We start from the raw sequence: 3,836 nt of genomic DNA on the forward strand, positions 1-3,836 counted from the left end.
GACGGTTATCACGCTGACTGTCAGTATAAATGTCCATACCCACAGTCAGCTACGTTTCCGGACATCTCTCAAGGCGGCCTTCCGCGTATGCGTACGTTGGATCAAGACCGTCGCGGGGCAGGACAAGACGAAGTTCCGCGGCCGCGACCGCGTTGGATGGGCCTTCACCTTCGCGGCGGCTGCCTATGATCTGGTGCGCTTACCGAAACTGATGGCGGTGCTGTCTTGAGCGCCGCCTCGACCTGCCGCCTGATCGGCCGCTGGCGGATTATCGAGGCCGACCTATGGGATCGGGATTATCTCGACCTGGTTGAGCCTGCAGCAATCGCCATCGGGCCAGACGGTCATGGCGAAATCGCTTTCGGTGCGATGCAAGCGGGCCTCGATCTCGGCTATAGCCGATCCACCGTTTCATTCACATGGTCTGGATTTGACGAAATGGACGAAGTCTCGGGCGATGGTCATGCTGAGTTACTCGACGATGGCTCGATCGAGGTCACGTTCGCGTACCACAATGGCGACGAAGCTATCCTCAAAGCCAAACCAGAGACTTCTTCAACAGCCTGCTAAAGAGGTCTGATTGATGTATGGCAGTCCAAATTACGGTTCGATCAGTCCTAATCGCGCAGCTTTCAAAGCGGCAACCGTCCTGCTTCCCGTTTCTAATTTTCGTAATACATTTTTAACATGGAAATTGACTGTATTTTGGGAAATTCCGAGAATAACTCCGATGTCCCATGATGATTTTCCTTTTGCTACCCACCGAATACACTCCTTTTCTCTGGCAGAAAGGCTGGGAACGTCGCCGCCGCTCACGTCCAAACATCCCACTACCTGCAAATGAAAATGCAACGCGGCAAGTTGCAGGTAGGCGACCGCGATATTTTCTAGATCGCGCGTTTCCGTTTGAGCAAAGTTCATGGTCGAAAAGCTACCACACGGCCCATGCAGAGGAATGGTAACACCAGATCGCAGGCCGAACTTTGCAGCCTCGTCGAAGACGCGTCTTTCGCTGTCAGTTGTGCTTGCATCTTTGTACACTTCACTCCACCGAAAAGCGGCCGAATGAAACCGGCTCGTCGTTACGGTGGGATCGATCTTGTCATAACCTTTTTCGACACAGTGCTCTTGCCACTCGGAAGGATAATTCAATGATATCGGTGGTTTGCCTCCGTTCTGCCTATGTGGATCCTGAAATTGCGCCGGAGCACCATAGGCAATCCACCGGCAATTGAAGTTGCGCGCAAAAAGGAATAATCGGTCGAACAGCTGTTCAATGCGAATAGCTCCATTGAGCTGGCTTAGAAACATGTCAAACGCGACGGCAACCTCCTCATCAGTCGTCACCTCGCAATAGCTTGGCGCATCAAGCGAAAACTGATCGGACATTCTGGCTATTGCCCTAGACGTTGAAGTCACGTCTGTGATCCTGCGGTACTCCATGGAATTCACCTCGATTAGTCGTTTGCTATCGACGCGCAGAGTTGCTTGCTGCAGACTTGTTCCTCACCTCGCGGTAGGCTCTCGAGCTACGAGCCCAAGCCATGGGACCTTTGTTTTCCGCCATTACTTGTCGAATAATTTTATGCTGTCTGGGAGCTCCTGCGCTGTACGGCGAGGGAGTTTCAAAATTCATGCCAACTAGGATCAAGGAGCACTGGGGCCAAATTTTCGAGTATGATTCAGTGGCGAGAGACGCCAATCGCTAGGCGGCGGCTCGGACCGCTGTGTCGCGTTTCTGACACCCAGTTTGGGGAATGATGTCCAACGTCTGTCGGCGCAATAGTCATGGAAGAGCGCAAACGGAATAATGGGCCCGAAAGGGTCGCATCGCCTTTCATGGACGCGGTGCAGCTTGAGCCGTAACGACGAGCGGCGACGTCCGAGCCGTCCTTCGGCTTGAAGCTCTTCATCGACGCCCAGGCTTCGATCAATGTGCCATTGACAGAGAAGTGGTCGGTTGACAGCAGCCGCTTTATCTTGGGCTGAAAAACAATTGCACTCAGGAACTTCGCAGCGATGTCACCATCGAGCAACCAGTCGCGGTTCTTCGAAAACACCGAATGGTCCCAAGCGGGATCGTCGATGCCGATGTCGACGAACCACCGGAACAGAAGGTCGTATTCCAACCGCTCCATCAGAAGTCGTTCAGAACGGATCGAATAGAAGGCCTGCAAAAGCAGGGCACGAAGAAGCTTTTCGGGCGCGATGGACGGCCGTCCGATCGGTGAATAAAGCGCTGCAAAATCTCGTTCCAGTGAAACGAGCGCTTCGTTCACGATCTGCCGGATGGCCCGTAGAGGATGATCTTTTCGAACACGATCCTCAAGATCGTCATAGCTGAAGAGTTCGCCTGTCCTCACATCGCCGCCGCGCATCCATCAGCTTCAAATCGCCATAAACCGAGTGAATCACGACCAGAGCCTATGCGCCAGGGCCTTTTCAACAGCCTGCAGCCTGCTAGGAGTTTCCTAAGAGTCTAGCGTTGGCTGCGGCTTACCAGGTTGCATGGAGGGGTTAAGATAGATTCGACCCAATTGCATGGCAGGCTGTTCAACGTACCGATAGAAAATTTCGGCCGCAATCAGCGTCAGAAAAATCGCCAATGCCAGCGAGAATCGGAACATGATCATGCAGCACATAATTCAATGCTAATATGATGGGAACGTGAATTAGGTACATCGAATATGAAACCCTTCCGCTCCATCGCAAAGCCGGTGTCTCCAAAAAAGTCGTCTGCAGAGGGAAGGAAATGCAAGAGACGATGATGTAAGCCGCCGCCAGTGCATATGCGAAGTCGCCCAGCAGGAAGCTGCCTTCAACGATCGCCTTAGGCGCGAGGAAAAACCCGACCACCACGAGCAGATGAACCACGTTGGGACTTTTCTAAGCAGTTCGACAGCACGCGCCATGTGCGAAGCTAGGAAAATCCCGATGAAGAAAAAATAGCTGTAATAAAAAGTCAGCATCGAACTCGTTAGCAAGGATGAAGGAACCTTGTCGTCAAAGGTCTCCCCGACGATGAGCGAGGTCTTGGTGCTGACGGTCGCCAAGGCGACGACGACAGCCAAGGCTTTCACGAACAGCGCACGATCAAGAAGGCCATCAGCGGGAACATCAATGAGATGCGCATTTCCTGAATAAGCGTCCACATCGGCGGATTCAGCGAAATGCTGGAGTAATCGACTCCGATCATGAGCAGGTGGGATGCAACGAGTTGGAAATCGACCGGTGTTCCCCAACGTGGTCTCCGAGCGCCCATTCGGCCTTTGGAAAGGCTATCTGCGAGGCCAACAACGTGGCAAACGCCAAAGCCATGGCGAAGGGCAGATAGATCCGGCAAAACCGTCTGAACACAAACTGCGGATAGGGAGTCTCCGGTCTCTTCAGGTACGGGATGGTCAGCACGAATCCGCTAAGCACAAAGAAAATGATGACCGCGACACGTCCGTTCACGAGATGGCTCACCGGCGTATAGTCAAAGGCGAAATTGTGCCAGTTGTCCCCAGGTATCAAATTATAGGCGTGATTCAAAACGACAACAAACGCGGCAACGCCCCTAACTGCGTCGAGTTTGTGGAAGCGGTGTAGCAACATCACTATTTCCTAGCGTTCTATGTCGACAATGATGACTAGACTGGCAAACGAGAGATACCAGAAGTTGCCATCGATCGTGTCGTTTCCGTCCCCCCCAACCTGTCATTGCCTCGGCCAGCGTAGACTGCGGATTTCAGTGAATCGGGACGGCATCGTCAACTTAACGGAATGTGGAATTCGATGTGCGATGAAGGTTCATGACAGACCGTGATCCACTCTATCGTCGACATCGCTTTCGC

At 52.9% G+C, this 3,836-nt stretch carries 4 protein-coding genes and 2 pseudogenes; 2 read left to right on the forward strand and 4 right to left on the reverse strand.

What is annotated here, in order from left to right; genetic code table 11:
- Together BSG20_RS38260 and BSG20_RS34750 are read left to right on the forward strand one after the other, a co-directional pair.
- Positions 1 to 229, forward strand: a pseudogene (locus BSG20_RS38260) (IS5/IS1182 family transposase); the annotation flags it as partial.
- A complete protein-coding gene (locus BSG20_RS34750; protein ID WP_072382315.1) occupies positions 226 to 570 on the forward strand; it encodes a hypothetical protein in 345 nt (114 codons plus the stop codon). The pseudogene BSG20_RS38260 and the gene BSG20_RS34750, both read left to right, overlap by 4 nt.
- Positions 571 to 600: 30 nt before the next feature.
- On the opposite strand, the gene BSG20_RS34755 is transcribed toward BSG20_RS34750, so the two are convergent.
- The 4 genes and pseudogenes from BSG20_RS34755 to BSG20_RS34770 all read right to left on the reverse strand — a co-directional run bounded on the left by BSG20_RS34755 (position 601) and on the right by BSG20_RS34770 (position 3,597).
- A complete protein-coding gene (locus BSG20_RS34755) occupies positions 601 to 1,389 on the reverse strand; it encodes a LuxR family transcriptional regulator (RefSeq protein WP_244541543.1) in 789 nt (262 codons plus the stop codon).
- 494 nt (positions 1,390 to 1,883) lie between these two features.
- A pseudogene (locus tag BSG20_RS34760) lies at positions 1,884 to 2,378 on the reverse strand (transposase); the annotation flags it as partial.
- A gap of 175 nt (positions 2,379 to 2,553) precedes the next feature.
- Positions 2,554 to 2,874: a hypothetical protein gene (locus BSG20_RS34765; RefSeq protein ID WP_072382318.1), complete on the reverse strand. Its 321-nt coding sequence runs from the start codon at positions 2,872 to 2,874 to the stop codon at positions 2,554 to 2,556.
- 318 nt (positions 2,875 to 3,192) lie between these two features.
- A complete protein-coding gene (locus BSG20_RS34770) occupies positions 3,193 to 3,597 on the reverse strand; it encodes an acyltransferase family protein (RefSeq protein ID WP_072382320.1) in 405 nt (134 codons plus the stop codon).
- Between the last annotated feature and the right edge of the window lie 239 nt (positions 3,598 to 3,836).

The sequence above is a fragment of the Rhizobium tibeticum genome (assembly GCF_900110205.1).
In the GTDB taxonomy this organism is placed as follows: domain Bacteria; phylum Pseudomonadota; class Alphaproteobacteria; order Rhizobiales; family Rhizobiaceae; genus Rhizobium; species Rhizobium tibeticum.